Genomic DNA, 16,034 nt, shown 5'->3' with positions numbered 1-16,034 from the left:
AATGAAAGGACCTCAAATGTTAAACAATAAATTTAAACTCTTTTTACTCTCTATTATTATTGGTTTTACGTTTTGTTTCAAAAAGCATTCATCTCCTAAGATTCGCTAAAAATAGTGTGATGTTATTATGTCCTTATATTTTATTATAACATTAGCTGATTTTTTAGTTGCTTTAAAGTGCTGATTTAAAGCCATTCTTGTCATCATTGCCTAGTGTTATAATGCAATTATAACACTAGCAAAAAACAGTAAAAAAAGAACGAAGCTTTTAGCCTCGCTCTTTTAATTTTAATAGCTTAATGCTCGGTGAGCATCTAATGCCCAGTGAACTTTTAATGTCGATTCTTTGATGCTGCGCTTGGTACCTGTCCAAGGATCCATAAAGTAAATCAAGCCATTATGGTAGCCAGTTAAAGTAATAGCATGGTTGGAAATTCCATCGAACATTCCTACCCACATAACAACGCAGTGTGACCGCAACAATTTCTTTTTAATTGAAGTCATGCTTGCTCCCGTCATTACTTGGCTCGTACCTAAGTAGTGCTTAACCACTGACTTAATTCCGTTTTGTGCTACCCAATAGCCACCTGGCCATTTTTTATAAGGTGAACCGATGAATCCTTTATTAGGATTGCTGCTGTAATGCATTACTTTGGCAGCTTGCTGCTTGGTAACTTTAACTCCGGCAAAGTTGATCATCATTGTCACTGCAGTAATTTCACATCCGGTCGGCATTTCTGGCAATTGTGAAATTACTTTAGCATAGTTTTTAATGCCGGTAATGGTACCAGATTTATTGATCCAGTAGTAGGCTTTGCTGGTTTTAGTATTTTTAAATTGTCTGTGACCAGCTGCGTTGAAGTAACCGTAAGTCGATTTATTTGGAATCTTTCTAACGCCGGTTAAAACAACGCCCTTCTTGATGAAGACATACCAGTAGTTACCAATCTTTTTATAACCCGTAGTCTTTTTACCATTAACTAGATAATATTTTTTACCATTAATGGTTTTCCAAACTTTAGTAGTAGTCTTGGTAGTTTTAGTCTTTTTCTTGGCAGTTGTCGCAGTTGATGATTGCTTCGAAGAACTAGAACTAGTTGAACTACTGCTCGTACTTGTATTGCTGCTTGAAGAAGATGAGCTTGATTGCTTGTCCGCTTCACTATTGTTTTGATCAGTACTCGTACTGCTGCTTGAACTACTGTTAGCAACCGCGCTTGATTGGTTTTGGCTGCTACTTGAATTACTGCTTGTTTCGTCAGCATGAGCTAATGGTGCTGATAAAAATGCTGCCATTAATGCTGCACTTGCAATTAAATATTTAAATTTGTTTTTGATCATTGTTTTTATCTCTCAAAATAAAAAAGTATGTTCTAACAAACGTACTTTTATTATGCCTTAAATAAATGGCCTTTTAATACCTGTAATGATATTTCGTTGTCCATTAACGATTGGTTGAACCATTACACGTGGTGGCCAACTTTCAATTACACGGTTTCTGCTGATTAAAATTGCAATGTGCCAAATTGTGTTGGTACCTGGTTGGTAGTAAAATACCAAATCACCGCGGCTAGGAGCGGAATATGGAACTCTCTTTAAATGTCTGTCTGCCCATAAGTTGCGTGAATTCCATTCATTGCCTGGATGAGCATGTCCAATTGAGATTGTTGGGATCAAACTAATTCCACCTGCATATAATTCTTGCATGACAAGGCCGGAACAATCAACACCGTAGTTAGGGCTAGAAGAACAACCTGCAAGCCATGGTTTACCCATATATTTATATGCTTAGTTGATCATGGCATTGATATGAGCGCTTCGACCTTGCCAAGCTTGAGCTCCCAAAGGTGCTACATATGAATCGATGCCAAACCATGATTTTTTAGAAAAGCCTAATTTAAGCCAAGTCTTTTCATTAACATCGCCTGTAGCTGCCTTTTGCGTTAAAGCAGTATCACGATACAAATTGGTACTCTTCTTTATTTCAATGATTCTAGGATTAGACTTAAAATAGTTAATATTTTCAACTTGTTTAGTTTCATTTTGACTATCATTACTGGTATTATTTGAAATAGCAGATGATGGTTCAGATGAAACTGTATCCGCATTGACTTTAGCTGTTAAAAAAGTCGTACTCAAAACAGCAGTTGCTAAAACAACTGCAATATTAGTTTTTAAACATTCTATACTCCTCCAAGTATTATATGGCCTGCCCCTAGCTTACAGCTAAATTGATCCATTATCAAGTTGAGAGTATAGAACATTATTTATAAAAGGTTGCACCTATGAAAATACTAGTCGTTATTGATGATTATTTTAATCAAAGCAATGGTCTTTGCATTTCGACCCAACGTTTTGTCAGTGAATTTCAACAAATGGGACATGAAGTTCGCATCGTTTCGACCAACTCAAAAGCAGATTATCCTGTTAAAGAACTAATTGTGCCCTTTTTTAGAAAAATCATTGCAAAAGAAAGTTTCCATATGGCTCGGCCACAAAAGAAAGTTCTGCTAAAGGCGATTTCATGGGCAGATCTTGTGCTAATTGAGACGCCCTTCCCTCTTTCCTGGCGAGCAGCAGCCTTAGCTAAAAGGCATGGCAAGCCAGTAGCAGGCACCTTGCATATTTTCCCAGGAAATATAACAGAACCACTGCACTTAAATTATCGTTTCTTCAATTCCTTCTTTATGTATTTTTTCAAATATGTCTCTTATAGAAATTGTCAAATGATTTTTTGTCCTAGCAAAAAGCTGAGAAACTTAATGGAGCAGTATCATTTTAAACAACCGCTGCAAGTCATTTCCAACGGGATCAGTGAAGCTTTTATCAATAATCCGCACAAGGAAAAAATCGGTAATCCTTTTACTATTATTTGTATTGGACGCTATTCTGAAGAAAAGCATCAAGCCACTTTATTCAAAGCTTTGCAACACTGTAAACATGCTAATGAATTAAGAGTGATTTTCGCGGGAAAAGGGCCACTGCAACAAGAATATGAGAAACTCGCAGCTAAGCTCTCTTGCGCAACAGAACTAAGATTTTTCACACCAGAAAAGCTGCGCCAAACTCTAACTAATTGTGATCTAGTTGTTCACTGTGCTGACGTTGAAGTTGAAGGCATGGCATGCATGGAGGCCTTTGCAGCTGGTTGTGTTCCGGTAATTGCTGACAGTAAGCTCTCCGCCACGGCTGATTATGCTTTAGGCAAAGATAATCTTTTCCCTTTTGACGACGATCAAGCCTTAGCAAAGAAAATCAATTACTGGTATGAACATCCAGCAGAACTTAAACAAATGCGCAGCGACTACCGCAACTATGCTAAAACGTTGACAGTTAAGGCCTCAACGCAAAAAGAAATCCGCTGTCTTAAAAAAATCGCTAAAAATGTTTAACAGATGCTTAGAAAATAGACACAAAAAGTTCACAATTAGGGGCTAATCTATAGACAATCCAAAAAGAAAGGATGATTTACATGGGTTTACTTTTAATCGGATTACCTGCGATCATTGGTATCAGCGTATTGTTAATGAAGACTTCAAAGGAGGCAAAGTTAGTAAAAGTTCCAGCTAAGAAGAACTAAAATTCTCTACATTCTTATTTCAAAACATTTATACTCTATATTCTATATACTCTATATACAATTTCTATAACATTCTATTACTCTTATTTTTTAACATTTATTCTTACATTCTTAAATTTTATTCTATACTTTTTATTTTTCCTTATAAAAAAAGGCACTTAACTTCACTTAAGTTAGGTGCCTTTTAATTTACTTTAAAGTATTTTCGTAATTATAAACCTGTTTAATTTTTCCCGCTTGGTCCAATACAACTACATTGCCGTCATTGTGTGGGTACAGCTTGGGATCTGAGTGTGAACCACCATCAGTGAAAATTCGACCTGGTTCATTATCATATTTTATCTCTTTGACCGGATTCAAAGCTGAGCTGTTGATCGTTTTCCCATTATCATATTGACCACTGATTCTGGCCGTGGGCGTATGGCCTGTCACGATCGTCTTGCCAGTTTGATTATGCGCAAAAATCTTCTGCTCTTGATCTGAATACCAGTAATTTTGCCGAGCCCAAATCCGATAAAAATCATAAGTATAATGATGGTGGCGGACATCAAGCACGTGAGCATAGGCTGATGGATCATCGTAGTGTTCGTCTGAACGCACGCCGGCATGAACGAAGATATAATTTGGCGTTTCATACATCATAGGCAAGGAAGAAAGAAATTCATAGTATTTGCTGTTTTGAATTTCTTCAGGACTGGCTACTTTGCCAAAAAGCTGTTTCAGCGTTTCTTTACCACCATTGTAAAACCAAATGCCGTCTTGATGTTCTTCGTGATTGGCAAAATTGAGGAGCATCTGTTCATGATTACCTTTGATAATAATGGCACCTTGTTCTTTTTTCTTCATTAAATATTCTAAAACATCTTTAATATGATCACGCCCATCGACATAATCACCACCAGTTACTAGCTGAGCCTCCGGGTGATCAGCCAAAGCCTGATCGATCAAAGACAATGTTTCAAGGTTGCCATGAATATCAGAAATAAAAATATATTCTGAAGCATCGGAATCGCTTTTTAGAGTTTGTTGGAAATATTTTGTCATGAGAGGATGCTCCTTTCTCTTTTTATAGTTTAGGTGATAATTCATTAAAAGTAAATATCAATATTAAATATAAATGATAAAAAGAGATGCTTCATTTGAAGTACCTCTTTTGCTTTCAGTTATGAATATTAGTTGCGTTCACGATCTACAGCCAATACAATTAAAGCGGCAGCTGATACAAGTGCAAGACCAATCAAACCAAATTCGGATTTCTTTTCACCAGTTTGTGGCAAAGCTTGTTTTTCTAACTTATTAGCCTTATCAGTTGAGTTCTTAGCAGCAGTCTTGACTAATTTAGCAGATTCTCGCTTGTTTTCCTTATTAGTCTTTTGGCTGACTGGAGCAATTGTCTTAGCAGTCTTTGGTTGGGCTGGAGTTCAAGCACCGTAATTAGTCTTACCATTTTCATCAGTTGAAACCGTTCTTTGGAAGGCAACTGTTTGAACCGTATCATCCTTAGCAGCTTGTCCTTCAGTAACTTGGTAATGAATGGTTCTAGTTGCTTCCTTATTTTCAGTCTTAGTGAAAGTTACCTCAACGGTGATGCTCTTATCACCATACTTTAAGTCAACGGCTGGAAGTTGCTTGGTTTCTTTACCATCAACTAATGAGGTCCAATCTGGAATTTGAGTAAGGTCGATTGCATCAAAGGAAGCTGGTTGCCACTCACCTGTTGTAACTTTACCAGTCATCAAGTCGGTCGTTACATCCTGAACAAATGTTGCACTTTGAACTTGATCACTAATTGAGTTCTCGCCTTCTGGAACATTGTAGTGAATAGTCCGCGTTATGGCTTCTTTGTTTTGATTTTTGCTGGTAGTGTTTTCTGGAAAACTTGAAATAAAACAGCATAAGGCTTAGTTGTAATTGCACTCAAGTCTCCTTGGTCAGCAGGAGCTTCATCAGCTGAAGCAACTGCACTGTTGCCACCTAAATAAAGAAAACAGCCAATCATTACTGAAGCAGCGCCAATGCTTAACTTTCTAATGCTAAAACGTGAACGACGTTCCGCTTCTTGATTTAACTTTAATTGTGGATTCTTCTTTGATAACATAATCACTTATCTCGATTCTATCTCGTATACTCTCTTGAAATACTCTATCATTTTCTCTTCACGTCTAATATAACACTTTTTTTCAAAATAAAATAACCTCATGTTATTAATTATTTTTTAGGCACTTGCTTAAGGCTTGATTTAGGGCAAGCATATCAAGGCTTTGTATTATAAAAGCTCTGGCAAAAATTTTTAAAATAACAAAATGATACCATATTTTCACACAATTTTCACGCAAAAAAGAGGAGAGTTTATATACGACCTCCTCTTTTAGACATATATAAATAGATAATATTTACTAATACATTCTCTTTTTTGCCCTTCTTTTTAGCTCATTTATCTGCCACCGGCTGCGGCCAATTTGCTTTTTCATCTGTTTAATCCGCTTTTGCAGCAGCTCATTATGCCAGTAGTTGAGTGCAATCCAAATGGAAAAACGATTGTACCAGCTATAATCATGCTTCAGATAGTTGTATGCATCCCTAAAATCAAGCAGATGTTCCGGCGTTACAAACTGGTTGCGGGTCCAATTCCACTTGTGCGTGCCATGATGTGAGACACTCATTTTGGTAATTTTGCCAATTGTTAGATGAGTCCGATTCATCACGTATTCGGTAGTAGAAACGGTAATATAATTGCCGATCATCTTTTTCTTCCAGTAACGATTATGTTCACGCTCGATCAGAATGCTTTGACGCAGAACGCGACTGATGCAGTACCATTCCTTATTGCCATTAGTAAATTCAATTAATGCCCAGATGTATGTCTTATTTTTTCCCACGATGTTCCTCGATAAAACAAAAGCAGACATTCGATGAATGCCTGTTTTGAAAACGCTGTTCTTACCCTTAATTTTAATAAGTCCTATTTATTAAGGCAAGAAAAAACAGTAAATTATTTGTGACTGCCGCCACTGTTATTGTCATCAAGAGCCAGTGCACTGACATTTTGGATTTAGCTGGTTCTTGATCAGATCATGGATTAGTATCCGCCTTTGAATAAGTGATCACGGTCTCGTTTGATCTCAATCATCTGGCATCTCATCCGGCTGACGAATCAGCATTCCAGCTTTATTCTCCCAAGACTGCACTAATTCCATAAAGTCAACATCATGATCAGCCGTAATAATTTTTGAATCAGAATCCACGACATTGAATGGCACATGATTTTCTTTAGCAAAGGCGGTCAACCGACGATAATCTCGATTCGAGACTAAGTCTTTGGGCAAAATTTCGTCATCCGCATTTCTGACAATAGCTCCATTAAGAGTAACTGCATATTGATCTTTGCCCTTTATTCCCAATTCATCCATATATGGACGAAGGCCAGCCAGCGGCCGACCGGAACAAATAACAACTTTAACGCCGTTATCCAGTGCTTTTTTAACTGCCTTTTTAGTAGAAGGTAAAATTTTGCTTGCAGAGTTAAGCAAGGTCCCATTTGGCGTTTCCCAAGTTACGCTTAACAATCAGCTTAAACAAAGCAATCAAATGCCCTTGGGCGCTTACCTGAAGCTCACTCGTCTATTGCATGCCCGGCAGCTTTTATTAAACCAATTGAATATATCGCCAATGAAGTGGGATTTCCCAGTTCACGCGTATTAAATCGCAACTTTAAGAACTGGAAACATAAAACACCAACTCAGTGTCGAAATGAATATAAAAAATATTATCTGGGCTAAAAAAAACCCGATTTATTCGGGTTTCTTTTATCTTTGTTTATCGTTGTAAGCTTTAATCGTTTCTAGCATAATCTTGCCATATTTTTTCATCTTGGCCTGCCCTACACCACTGACTTCCAAAAACTGGCTTTCTGTCTGTGGATTTTTAGTAGTCATATCATGTAAACTATGATCAGAAAAAATCATGAAGGCTGGAACATGCTGTTTTTGTGCCAATTCCAATCGTTTTGCCTTCAGCAATTTGTATAAACTGGATTCAGCCTCTCCTTTGGCAGCAATCGGTCTAATTTCACCTTTACGGAAAACCTGACGCTTACCATCAAGCACGTCCCATCCCGGATTGGTTACATGTACTAATGGGTATTGATCCCCCTCTACTTCCAGGAAGCCATTGGCAATCAAATAATTGATCAGACTTAAGGCCTCATTTTGCCTCATCTTCAAACTGCCAAAATACTGCAATTTTTCAGCCTGTATCTGTTTCATCTTTTGACTTTTAGAACCCGTTACTGCCTGCGCTATGATGTTTTTGCCAAAACGCCCATCAAGTTCATAAACCGTGCCGATAATTTCACGCGCTTCTTTGGTTACATCAACCAATTTCCTTTTGTCCGTACAGTTGGAACATTTACCGCATGGTGCACAATCTTGGCCAAAATAACGCACAATGAATTGCTGCAAGCATTCAGAAGTATTTGCATATTGCGTGATTGCGGCTAATTTGCGGTACTGAACCTTTTTATAGTCATCATTTGCATCGGATTGATCAATGAACCAGCGATAAGTAGCCAGATCCCCAGGATGATATAGCAAAATCGCACTGCAGGGATCGCCATCACGACCGGCCCGTCCTGCTTCTTGATAGTAGCTTTCAATGTTGCGAGCACTATTTGCATGGATAACAAAACGAACATTGCTTTTATCTATCCCCATGCCAAAAGCATTAGTAGCGACGATTACCTGTAAACGATCAAATTGAAAATCATCTTGAATGCAGTCGCGATCTTCAGTAGCCATACCGCCATGATAAGAAGCTGCGGAAATACCTTTTCTCTGCAAGTAGGCAGTTATTTCTCCAACGCGTTTACGGGTATTGGTGTAAACAATTCCTGCCTGATTGACGTGAGCCTTAATATAATCATAAATATAAAGATTATTATCTTTGGATGAATTGACAACCTGAAAACTTAAATTCGGTCTTACGAAAGAAGTAACAACGTAGTTTTCTTTTTTAATATTCAATTGCTTGGCAATATCATCTTGAACAGCCGGCGTAGCGGTTGCAGTCAAAGCCAAAATATTGGGCTTAGATTTTAATGAATTGATGCCATCCAAGATTTGCCGATAAGCGGGGCGAAAATCATGACCCCATTGTGAGATACAGTGTGCTTCATCAACAGCTACCAAGGACACATCGATAAAATTGAGTTGATAGCGAAAATAATCCATAGCTAAGCGTTCAGGCGTCATATAAAGAAGTTTGATTTTACCCTCATACGCCTGGCGCAAAATCGGATTAACTTCTTCTTGTGGAGTGGCTGAATTCAAAGCCGCAGCCTCAATCCCGTTTTGGTGAAGAGAATCGATTTGATCTTTCATTAAAGAGATCAACGGTGAAATAACCAAAGTGACTCCGGAATTTAAAAGTGCTGGTATCTGATAGCACAGTGATTTGCCTGCACCTGTAGGCATCACGGCAAGGACATTTTGACGTTGTAAAACTAAATTGATGACTTTTTCCTGTCCAGAGCGAAAAACTTTGTAGCCGAAGACATTTCGTAAAATTCGTTGTGCATTCATACTAATTATTATCAACTATTTTAAAAGCATTTTTCAAGAGCGGACGCTCTTTTCGAACAATATGTGTGGATTAAATTATGAATTGACGATAAAGCCCGGTATTATAGGATTCTTCTAATGTTTCGCAATGTCGATTTCATAAAAATAGCGCACTAATAGTATTTAGTGCGCTTTCATTTTTGATTATTTGCAGCATTTTTGTTTCATTGCTGAACAATTGCTGCTTTTTTAACGATTATTTGTTCTTACAGATAAGATACCAAGTTTAGATGTGAATGGCAATTAAAAACACTTATTTTTCTAAATCTACCTTATCGATTTCGCCGCTGGAAAAATGGAGCAGCCGATGTTGAATATCTACAAGCAGGCAACCTTGGTCATCTATGTTTACAACGAGACCTGCATATCTTTTTTGCCCTTGATGCAGGCTGACCTGACGCCCAATTACGCAAGACAATTTGCGATACTCATCCAAAAAATCAATTTGATCATAGTTCTGAACTGCAAACAAGACATTTTTAATTAAAAACTGCTCAAGTTTTTCACGGTCAAAACTTTGGTCAATGCTGCCAGCCTTTTTTGCAATAGCCTTTGGAAATTTTGTAGTGGTAAGGTTGATGCCGAAGCCAACCACTAAGCCAACGGCAACTTTTTCAACTAAAATGCCCGCGATCTTGCGCTGATTCAGATAGATGTCATTCACCCATTTTAATTTGAATGATTTATTGGGGAAAAGTTTTTGCAAGACTTCAACAATTTTTACGGCAATAAAAGGCGTCATCAGTCCTGCCTTAGCAGAATCAAGGTCAAATTTTGGCAATGCAATACTAAAGTACATGCCAGTTTTGGCAGGAGAATAGAAATCTCTTCCTTGTTTGCCATAACCATTAGTCTGACTGTCTGCGACAAAGGCAGCAGCAATTCCATTCGGATTATTCTTAAGATATTCTTTCGCTAAATCCTGAGTTGAAGATACCTGCTCAAAATGAAAAACTTGCATTTTATCTTAAGTGAACGCCTTTATCAACGAAAATTACATCACCAGTCAAGCCGGTAGCCAAATCACTCATTAAGAAGGCACAAGTGTTGCCCACCTCTTCTTTAGTGACATTGACGCCATCAACTGTTTCGCTCTGAGAAATTTTAAGCAAGTCAGCATGACCTTTTATACCAGATACGGCGAGCGTTCTCATTGCCCCAGCCGAAATCGCATTAACGCGGATGCCTTTTTCACCCAAATCACGGGCTAAATAACGCATAGCTGATTCAAGTGCGGCTTTTGCAATACCCATTGTGTTGTAGTTTGGCAATGCTCGATCACTGCCCATGTATGTCAAAGTGACAATACTGGAAGGATTATTCAAAATCTTGACCCCTTCTTTAGCCACAGCAAGCAGTGAATAAGCTGATACGTCAAGCGCTTGACTGAAGCCATCCCGGGTTGAATTGAGAATTGAACCGCCTAATTCTTCTTTTTTAGCAAAAGCAATCGCATGGACAATACCATCAATTTTGCCAAAACGCTTTGCAACTTCGCCAAAGGCAGCTTCAAGACTGTCATCACTGGAAACATCACATTCGATTAACCGATCTTCATCAGTCACCAGTTTAGAAATAAATTTCTTAAGTCTTTCATTTTGGTAAGTATAAATGACTTCCGCACCCTGTTTTGCCATCGCTTGCGCACATCCCCAAGCAATGGAACGATTATTTGCAACTCCCATGACAAGGATCTTTTTTCCGTCTAAAATACCGCTCATTTTTTCACCTAAAACTTTCTGTATCTCTCGTAGCGTCTTGCCAACAGTTCCGTATCCGATAGGCTCTGCAGCTTTTTCAATTCTTTTTGCAGCACATCATCAATTTCATCGCATACTTGCTGATGATCTTCAGGTTCATCAATGATTCCTTCAATTACCTTAAATTTGAGCAAATCCTGCGGCGTCAATTTCATTACGTCTGCTGCTTGAACTGCTTTTTTAGCATCTTTCCATAAAATCGAAGCAAAACCTTCTGGTGACAAAACAGAATAAATACTGTTTTTCATCATCCAAACCTCATCGCCGCAAGCCAATGCCAAGGCTCCGCCAGAACCGCCTTCACCATACATGATGGTAATAATTGGCGTTTTAGCTTGGCCAATTTGCAGCAGGTTTTGGGCAATTGCTTGTCCCTGACCATTTTCCTCAGCACTTTTTCCTGGATAGGCGCCGGCCGTATCAACGAACAAAATAACTGGACGATGAAATTTGGCCGCGTTTTTTACCAAACGACAAGCCTTGCGATAGCCGGTAGGTTCAGGTTGGCCAAAATGTTTTTGTATTCTTTCGTTTAAGCTGTGACCACGACTAGTTGTAATTACAGTTACAGTTTGACCATGAAAAGTAGCTAGCCCACTTACAATTGCCGGATCATCGCCACTCAAGCGATCCCCATGCAGTTCAAAAAAGTCGGGAAACAAGCGCTGCCGAATTTCGTGACCAGAAATATGTTTCTCATCTCTAGCTGCTTTTACAATATCCATTGCTGTCTCAGTCATTATTTTCACCACCAAACTGAAGTAGCCAAGCTAAAGTTTTCTTTTCATCCTGACGTTTAACAATATGATCAATGAAGCCGTGCTTTAACACATTTTCAGCATCTTGCATGTCAGCTGCCAATTTTTCATGAATCGTTTGCTCAATCACGCGTCGACCAGCAAATCCAACCATCGCATGTGGTTCGGCTAAAATAATGTCGCCCTCATTAGCAAAACTGGCCGTGACCCCGCCAGTAGTTGGATCAGTTAAAACCACTATATACAAAAGTCCGGCTTGAGAATGCTTAGCTACTGCATTTGTAACTTTTGCCATCTGCATTAAAGAAAGAATCCCTTCTTGCATGCGCGCACCACCTGAAGCTGTGAAAAGGACAACCGGCAATTTTTTCTCCGTTGCTTTTTCAAACAATCGACTTAATTTTTCACCGGTCATTTGTCCGAGTGAACCCATAATGAAAGTTGGATCCATGATGCCTAGCGCAAATTGCTGACCTTGGATTGTTGCTAAACCAGTCATTACGGCTTCATTTAAACCGCTAGCTTTTTTAGCTTTAGCAATTTTTTGATCATAATTTGGAAAATGCAATGGATCAGATGGAGAAATTTCACTATCCCATTCCTCAAAGTCATCAAGCAGCCACTTGCTTCGTTTTTTTGCGGAAATTCGAAAACCATAATCACATTCGGGGCATGTTGCATATTGATCTAATTGGTTGGCAAATATTTCATGACCACACTTCGGACATTTTTTAATTAAGCCATCGGGAACCCGGTCATCTGCGCTCTTGTTTGCTTTGACGTGCTTTTCAGTCAAAGTATTCTTATGCTGAAATAGCTTGACCATGCAAGTGCTCCTTCCATTGCGGCAAGAATTTTTGCTCTAAGTATGTATTAGTGAATTCACCTTTTACAAAACCAGGATCTGCAAGAATTGCTAAGTGAAATTCTTGGTTGGTATTGATACCGCGAATTACCATTTCTTTTAATAAACGGCGCATTTTGGCGATTGCTTCGCTGCGAGTTTTTCCAAAAGCAACAACTTTCGCGATCATTGAGTCATAAAATGGTGAAATTACTTCACCTTGATACAAAGCTGAATCAATTCTCATCCCTGGGTTGCCAACTGGCAAGTAAAGATAGTCAACGCGGCCTACTGATGGCATGAAATCATTAGCTGGATTTTCAGCGTTGATTCGGCATTCAATTGCGTGTCCCTTTGCCTTTAAATCAGTTTGACTGAATGGCAGCTTTTCACCAGCGGCTACCTTGATTTGTGCCTTGACCAAATCAACACCAGTAACCATTTCAGTTATAGTGTGTTCAACCTGAATTCTGGTATTCATTTCCATAAAGTAGAAATTATGATCTTGATCCATCAAGAATTCAATCGTCCCTGTGTTGACATAGTCAGCAGCTTCTGCGGCTTGAACGGCGATCTTTCCTAACTTGCTTCGTTCTTGATCGGTAATTAAATCACATGGACTTTCTTCCAGCACTTTTTGCTTATTTCTTTGCAATGAACAATCACGTTCAGGGAAATAAACGGTGTTGCCGAATGAGTCCCTAAAAATCTGCACCTCAATATGCTTTACATTTTGCATAACTTTTTCAAGATACATTCTATCGTCGCCAAAGTCAGTCTTAGCCTCACTTTGGGCAGAGGCTAAAGCTGTAGCCATTTCTTCAGGTTTAGCAACTTGACGAATTCCTTTTCCGCCACCACCAGCTGCGGCCTTAAGCAAAACAGGATAGCCGATTTTAGCAGCAATTTGCTTTGCTTCCTCAGCTGAATTGATAAAACCGGTGCTGCCTGGTGTGACAGGAACATGATTCTTGATCATCATTTGTCGTGCATGTTCCTTGTTGCCCATCAGATCAATGGTTTCAGCCTTAGGACCGATAAAAGCAAGACCACAATCGCTGCACATTTTCGCAAATTCTGCACTTTCTGAAAGAAAGCCATAGCCGGGATGAATAGCCTGTGCACCAGTACCAACAGCAGCAGCCAAAATATTTTTAATATTCAAATATGACTCTGCAGGCTGCGGACCACCAACACATACTGCTTCATCAGCAAGCTGCACATGCAAACTGTCACGGTCAGCTGTCGAATAAATCGCTACAGTCTTAATGCCCATTTCTTTTAAAGAACGAATGATTCTAACCGCAATTTCACCACGATTAGCAACTAAAACCTTATTAAACATTCAATCACCTAACCAATCATGAAGGTTAATTCTGCTTCTGCAATTACTTGATTATTTACTAAAGCCACGCCTTGACCAACGCCAATGTTGCGTCTGATTTTGGTTAATTCCGTTTTTAAAAGCAATTGATCACCTGGACGAGCTTGGCCCTTGAAGACCGCCTTTTGAATGCCACCGAAATAGGCGGTTTTGCCAGCAAAATCCGGCGTTTTTAGCAAAGCTACAGCACCAGTTTGGGCCATTGCTTCAACAATTAATGGCGATGGGAAAACTGGATCAGTATCAGAACTGGCTTGAACAAAAGCTTCGCTGAATGAAACGCAGTGAATTGCTTCAGCTTTTTTGCCAGGAACCAAATCAATGACGCGATCGATCAGCAGCATCGGGTAGCGATGGGGAATGATTTTTTGAATTTCGTCAATCTTTAATTCCGTCATCTTAATCTTCCTTTACTGTGATCAATGGTTGATCAACTTCGACTAAATCTTCGTTTTCGACGTTAATAGCAGTAACCGTTCCTGTTAAATTGCTTTTAATTTCAGTCATCATCTTCATTGCTTCAATGATGCAGACAGTCTGTCCTTTTTTAACATGATCACCAACATGAACCAATGCTGGTTGACCTGGCTTAGCCTGCAGGTAAACAATCCCAACGATTGGTGCCTTAACAGCCTTGCCTTGATCTTCAGTTTTCTCTTCTTTGCTCTCTTCTTCTACTGCCTTTGTATTTTCTTGTGCAGTTTGAACTGGAACTGAAATTGGAGCTTGCTTGTCTGAATGATTCTGCTTGTTTTTGCTTAAATAAAGGTGGAAATCACCATCGTCAATTTTTAATTCTCGCATTTCAGAATCTTCAAACTGCTTCATTAAGCTAGAAATTGTTTGTAAATCCATTAATTCTCACTCCACTTCTTAAAGGCCAAAACAGCATTATGACCACCAAATCCAAACGAGTTTGAAATGGCATATTCGGTCTCAAAATTTTGATTTTCTTTATTAACCAAATTGATCTTGCAGTCTGGATCCTGCTTAAAGCAGCCGACATTTGCAGGAAACTTATTCTCATTTAAACTTGCTACAGTGATTACGGCTTCGATTGCACCGGCTGCACCAAGCAAGTGACCTGTCATGCCTTTGGTTGATGAAACCAGAACTGAACTGTCATCACCGAAAACTTTGTTAATCGCTTTGCTTTCACTACTGTCATTAGCATGAGTTGCAGTACCATGCGCATTGATATAGCCAACTTGATCCGGCTTAATCTTCGCTTCATCAATTGCCATCTGCATTGCTCGTGCGGCGCCTTCACCATCTGGATCCGGGGAAGTGATGTGGTAAGCATCGCTTGTAGTACCGTAACCAACAATTTCGCCTAATATTTTTGCATCGCGTGCTTGCGCATGTTCCAAACTTTCAAGAACCATTGCGCCACTGCCTTCTCCTAAAACAAAGCCGTTTCTGTCCTGGTCAAAAGGCAAAGAGGCATGTTCAGGATCAGTATTTTTTGATAAAGCGGTCAAAGCGGCAAAACCAGAAATCGCAGTTTCATTAACAGTTGCTTCAGAACCGCCAGCGATCATTGCTTGGGCACGTCCTTCAGCAATTTGTCTATAAGCTTCACCGATAGAATTAGTACCTGATGCACAAGCAGTGACAATTGAAGTTGAAATATTTTTGGCATTAAAGCGAATCGAAATATTACCGGCAGCCATATTAGCGATTGCCATCGGAATAAAGAAAGGCGAAACTCGTCTAGGACCTTTGTCATGCATCCGAATGACTTGTTTTTCAATCGTCGTTAAACCACCAATGCCTGTACCAAAAATTGCGCCTAAATCTTCAGGCTTAGTATTGTCAGAATCGATCCCGGCCATTTCAACGGCTTCACTTGCTGTTTGAATTGCGTATTGCGAGTAAAGATCCATCCTTCTGGCTTCTTTTTTGCCAACAAAATCAGCTGGATCAAAATCATCAATTTCACCTGCTACTGTAATTCCGGTTTCTTTTGCATCGAATTTTGAAATTAGCTTAATTCCAACTTTGCCGTCCAAAGTATTTTTGACAAATTTTTTTAAGCCGTTTCCATTAGGAGCAATTGCTCCCATTCCTGTAATAACAACTCTTTGCAT

The 16,034-nt window shown here is 39.1% G+C and carries 16 protein-coding genes and 2 pseudogenes; 1 reads left to right on the top strand and 17 read right to left on the bottom strand.

Going from position 1 to position 16,034, the window contains the following annotated elements; all coding sequences use genetic code 11:
- Positions 1 to 288: 288 nt before the first annotated feature.
- The gene (locus HMPREF0493_RS01050) at positions 289 to 1,341 is read right to left on the bottom strand and encodes a C39 family peptidase (RefSeq protein ID WP_006351389.1); all 1,053 of its coding nucleotides are present in this window, start codon (positions 1,339 to 1,341) and stop codon (positions 289 to 291) included.
- A gap of 57 nt (positions 1,342 to 1,398) precedes the next feature.
- Positions 1,399 to 1,932, bottom strand: a pseudogene (locus HMPREF0493_RS09235) (C40 family peptidase); the annotation flags it as partial.
- Positions 1,933 to 2,285: 353 nt separating this feature from the next.
- On the opposite strand from HMPREF0493_RS09235, the gene HMPREF0493_RS01040 reads away from it, so the two are divergent.
- Positions 2,286 to 3,392, top strand: coding sequence for a glycosyltransferase (locus tag HMPREF0493_RS01040; RefSeq protein WP_006351386.1), 1,107 nt, complete (start codon positions 2,286 to 2,288; stop codon positions 3,390 to 3,392).
- A 377-nt stretch (positions 3,393 to 3,769) separates the two neighbouring features.
- Here HMPREF0493_RS01040 and HMPREF0493_RS01035 read toward each other — a convergent pair whose 3' ends face one another.
- From HMPREF0493_RS01035 to fabF, 15 genes and pseudogenes are all read right to left on the bottom strand, one after another.
- Positions 3,770 to 4,624 carry a metallophosphoesterase family protein gene (locus HMPREF0493_RS01035; RefSeq protein ID WP_040456781.1) on the bottom strand — a complete coding sequence of 285 codons (855 nt, stop codon included), beginning with the start codon at positions 4,622 to 4,624 and terminating at the stop codon, positions 3,770 to 3,772.
- 128 nt (positions 4,625 to 4,752) lie between these two features.
- Positions 4,753 to 4,857 (bottom strand): LPXTG cell wall anchor domain-containing protein, encoded by a 105-nt coding sequence (locus HMPREF0493_RS08910; RefSeq protein ID WP_228117002.1) that lies wholly within the window; start codon positions 4,855 to 4,857, stop codon positions 4,753 to 4,755.
- 144 nt (positions 4,858 to 5,001) lie between these two features.
- The gene (locus HMPREF0493_RS01025; RefSeq protein WP_228117010.1) at positions 5,002 to 5,403 is read right to left on the bottom strand and encodes a mucin-binding protein; all 402 of its coding nucleotides are present in this window, start codon (positions 5,401 to 5,403) and stop codon (positions 5,002 to 5,004) included.
- An 8-nt stretch (positions 5,404 to 5,411) separates the two neighbouring features.
- Positions 5,412 to 5,678 carry a YSIRK-type signal peptide-containing protein gene (locus HMPREF0493_RS01020; protein ID WP_006351382.1) on the bottom strand — a complete coding sequence of 89 codons (267 nt, stop codon included), beginning with the start codon at positions 5,676 to 5,678 and terminating at the stop codon, positions 5,412 to 5,414.
- A 298-nt stretch (positions 5,679 to 5,976) separates the two neighbouring features.
- Positions 5,977 to 6,489: a DUF7679 family protein gene (locus tag HMPREF0493_RS01015; protein ID WP_006351381.1), complete on the bottom strand. Its 513-nt coding sequence runs from the start codon at positions 6,487 to 6,489 to the stop codon at positions 5,977 to 5,979.
- Between the two features lie 216 nt (positions 6,490 to 6,705).
- Positions 6,706 to 7,146, bottom strand: a pseudogene (locus tag HMPREF0493_RS01010) (HAD hydrolase family protein); the annotation flags it as partial.
- A gap of 240 nt (positions 7,147 to 7,386) precedes the next feature.
- A complete protein-coding gene (gene recQ, locus HMPREF0493_RS01005) occupies positions 7,387 to 9,159 on the bottom strand; it encodes a DNA helicase RecQ (protein ID WP_006351379.1) in 1,773 nt (590 codons plus the stop codon).
- A gap of 292 nt (positions 9,160 to 9,451) precedes the next feature.
- On the bottom strand, positions 9,452 to 10,159 hold the full coding sequence (locus HMPREF0493_RS01000) for a biotin--[acetyl-CoA-carboxylase] ligase (RefSeq protein ID WP_006351378.1): 708 nt from the start codon (positions 10,157 to 10,159) through the stop codon (positions 9,452 to 9,454).
- 1 nt (position 10,160) lies between these two features.
- Positions 10,161 to 10,919 carry an enoyl-ACP reductase FabI gene (gene fabI / locus HMPREF0493_RS00995; RefSeq protein WP_006351377.1) on the bottom strand — a complete coding sequence of 253 codons (759 nt, stop codon included), beginning with the start codon at positions 10,917 to 10,919 and terminating at the stop codon, positions 10,161 to 10,163.
- 8 nt (positions 10,920 to 10,927) lie between these two features.
- Entirely contained in the window at positions 10,928 to 11,698 is a 771-nt protein-coding gene (accA, locus tag HMPREF0493_RS00990) for an acetyl-CoA carboxylase carboxyltransferase subunit alpha (protein ID WP_006351376.1), read from the bottom strand.
- The gene (gene accD, locus HMPREF0493_RS00985) at positions 11,691 to 12,542 is read right to left on the bottom strand and encodes an acetyl-CoA carboxylase, carboxyltransferase subunit beta (RefSeq protein ID WP_006351375.1); all 852 of its coding nucleotides are present in this window, start codon (positions 12,540 to 12,542) and stop codon (positions 11,691 to 11,693) included. The genes accA and accD overlap by 8 nt, the downstream gene beginning before the upstream one ends.
- Positions 12,520 to 13,905: an acetyl-CoA carboxylase biotin carboxylase subunit gene (accC, locus tag HMPREF0493_RS00980; RefSeq protein ID WP_006351374.1), complete on the bottom strand. Its 1,386-nt coding sequence runs from the start codon at positions 13,903 to 13,905 to the stop codon at positions 12,520 to 12,522. Before accC ends, accD begins: the two co-directional genes overlap by 23 nt.
- An 8-nt stretch (positions 13,906 to 13,913) precedes the next feature.
- On the bottom strand, positions 13,914 to 14,342 hold the full coding sequence (gene fabZ, locus HMPREF0493_RS00975) for a 3-hydroxyacyl-ACP dehydratase FabZ (RefSeq protein ID WP_006351373.1): 429 nt from the start codon (positions 14,340 to 14,342) through the stop codon (positions 13,914 to 13,916).
- A 1-nt stretch (position 14,343) separates the two neighbouring features.
- Positions 14,344 to 14,799, bottom strand: coding sequence for an acetyl-CoA carboxylase biotin carboxyl carrier protein (gene accB, locus HMPREF0493_RS00970; RefSeq protein ID WP_006351372.1), 456 nt, complete (start codon positions 14,797 to 14,799; stop codon positions 14,344 to 14,346).
- A complete protein-coding gene (gene fabF / locus HMPREF0493_RS00965) occupies positions 14,799 to 16,034 on the bottom strand; it encodes a beta-ketoacyl-ACP synthase II (RefSeq protein WP_040456772.1) in 1,236 nt (411 codons plus the stop codon). Before fabF ends, accB begins: the two co-directional genes overlap by 1 nt.

Source organism: Lactobacillus amylolyticus DSM 11664 (assembly GCF_000178475.1).
Taxonomy (GTDB): Bacteria; Bacillota; Bacilli; order Lactobacillales; family Lactobacillaceae; genus Lactobacillus; species Lactobacillus amylolyticus.
This window is presented reverse-complemented; position numbering and strand designations above follow the sequence as displayed.

Bases quoted from the DNA above. Each gene is read 5' to 3' on its own strand.
- HMPREF0493_RS01050 (WP_006351389.1), bottom strand. From the start codon at position 1,341: ATGATCAAAAACAAATTTAAATATTTAATTGCAAGTGCAGCATTAATG.
- HMPREF0493_RS01040 (WP_006351386.1), top strand. From the start codon at position 2,286: ATGAAAATACTAGTCGTTATTGATGATTATTTTAATCAAAGCAATGGT.
- HMPREF0493_RS01035 (WP_040456781.1), bottom strand. From the start codon at position 4,624: ATGACAAAATATTTCCAACAAACTCTAAAAAGCGATTCCGATGCTTCA.
- HMPREF0493_RS01020 (WP_006351382.1), bottom strand. From the start codon at position 5,678: ATGTTATCAAAGAAGAATCCACAATTAAAGTTAAATCAAGAAGCGGAA.
- HMPREF0493_RS01015 (WP_006351381.1), bottom strand. From the start codon at position 6,489: ATGTCTGCTTTTGTTTTATCGAGGAACATCGTGGGAAAAAATAAGACA.
- recQ (WP_006351379.1), bottom strand. From the start codon at position 9,159: ATGAATGCACAACGAATTTTACGAAATGTCTTCGGCTACAAAGTTTTT.
- HMPREF0493_RS01000 (WP_006351378.1), bottom strand. From the start codon at position 10,159: ATGCAAGTTTTTCATTTTGAGCAGGTATCTTCAACTCAGGATTTAGCG.
- fabI (WP_006351377.1), bottom strand. From the start codon at position 10,919: ATGAGCGGTATTTTAGACGGAAAAAAGATCCTTGTCATGGGAGTTGCA.
- accA (WP_006351376.1), bottom strand. From the start codon at position 11,698: ATGACTGAGACAGCAATGGATATTGTAAAAGCAGCTAGAGATGAGAAA.
- accD (WP_006351375.1), bottom strand. From the start codon at position 12,542: ATGGTCAAGCTATTTCAGCATAAGAATACTTTGACTGAAAAGCACGTC.
- accC (WP_006351374.1), bottom strand. From the start codon at position 13,905: ATGTTTAATAAGGTTTTAGTTGCTAATCGTGGTGAAATTGCGGTTAGA.
- fabZ (WP_006351373.1), bottom strand. From the start codon at position 14,342: ATGACGGAATTAAAGATTGACGAAATTCAAAAAATCATTCCCCATCGC.
- accB (WP_006351372.1), bottom strand. From the start codon at position 14,799: ATGGATTTACAAACAATTTCTAGCTTAATGAAGCAGTTTGAAGATTCT.
- fabF (WP_040456772.1), bottom strand. From the start codon at position 16,034: ATGCAAAGAGTTGTTATTACAGGAATGGGAGCAATTGCTCCTAATGGA.